This is a genomic window from Paramagnetospirillum marisnigri, from assembly GCF_001650715.1.
GTDB classification, from domain to species: domain Bacteria; phylum Pseudomonadota; class Alphaproteobacteria; order Rhodospirillales; family Magnetospirillaceae; genus Phaeospirillum; species Phaeospirillum marisnigri.
In genome coordinates this window covers 1-623 of the sequence record NZ_LWQT01000027.1, presented here as the reverse complement: position 1 = coordinate 623, position 623 = coordinate 1, and the positions used below count along the sequence as shown (strand labels likewise).

Sequence of the window (623 nt, the reverse complement as noted above, 5' to 3'; positions counted from 1 at the left end):
CTCGGTGGCCTATTCCCTGACCTTCGCCTGGCTGCTGGCCCTGGCCGCCAGCCGGATCGGCGGGACATTCTTGTAGGCTTGTTCGGGTGGCGGAGTTGCTCTGCCACCTCCTGATGAAAGAAGCGTTGCGCCATGGCTTGGGGATCACTCTGGGATTTGGGCGCCATCACCGTCGTGGGAGCGGGGGCGGCCTTCGTGGTCATCCGCCATCTGTGGCGGATGTGGCGGCCGTCCGACGGGGCGTCATGTGGCGGTGGATGCAGTTGCGGCGCCAAGCGAAACGGCGGCCGCACCGATTGTGGCTGACCCCCGCCATGGGGATGCGGCAATGATCTCTCGCGATCAACTGCCTCGGAACGGCTGGCTGAAGATAGGCATTCTGCTGGGGCTGGCCGCAATGGCCATGGGCATCATCGAAATTGTCGATAGCGGCCCCGCCTTGCTGCGCGGCACCCTCGATTGGTGGCGCCGTATGTGACCAGAAACGCCCCACAATAACGCCAACGCCGAGATGACCCCATGGAGTCATCTCGGCGCGGCAGATCCGTTCAGCAGTCTCAGATACGGTCGGCGATATATCCGACCAGCGGCAGCTTCCAGGCGCGGCGGAACGCCACCGAGGC

The 623-nt window shown here is 64.7% G+C and carries 2 protein-coding genes; both read left to right on the top strand.

All coding sequences use genetic code 11. The features are described 5' to 3' along the window. Positions 1-132 precede the first annotated feature (132 nt). Positions 133-306 carry a hypothetical protein gene (locus A6A04_RS22110; protein WP_156612421.1) on the top strand — a complete coding sequence of 58 codons (174 nt, stop codon included), beginning with the start codon at positions 133-135 and terminating at the stop codon, positions 304-306. 22 nt (positions 307-328) lie between these two features. Beyond that, positions 329-478, top strand: coding sequence for a hypothetical protein (locus tag A6A04_RS22105; protein ID WP_008615049.1), 150 nt, complete (start codon positions 329-331; stop codon positions 476-478). Positions 479-623 lie beyond the last annotated feature (145 nt).

What these genes read in the sequence shown, in the direction of transcription:
- A6A04_RS22110 (WP_156612421.1), top strand. Translation starts at nt 133, where the DNA reads ATGGCTTGGGGATCACTCTGGGATTTGGGCGCCATCACCGTCGTGGGA.
- A6A04_RS22105 (WP_008615049.1), top strand. Translation starts at nt 329, where the DNA reads ATGATCTCTCGCGATCAACTGCCTCGGAACGGCTGGCTGAAGATAGGC.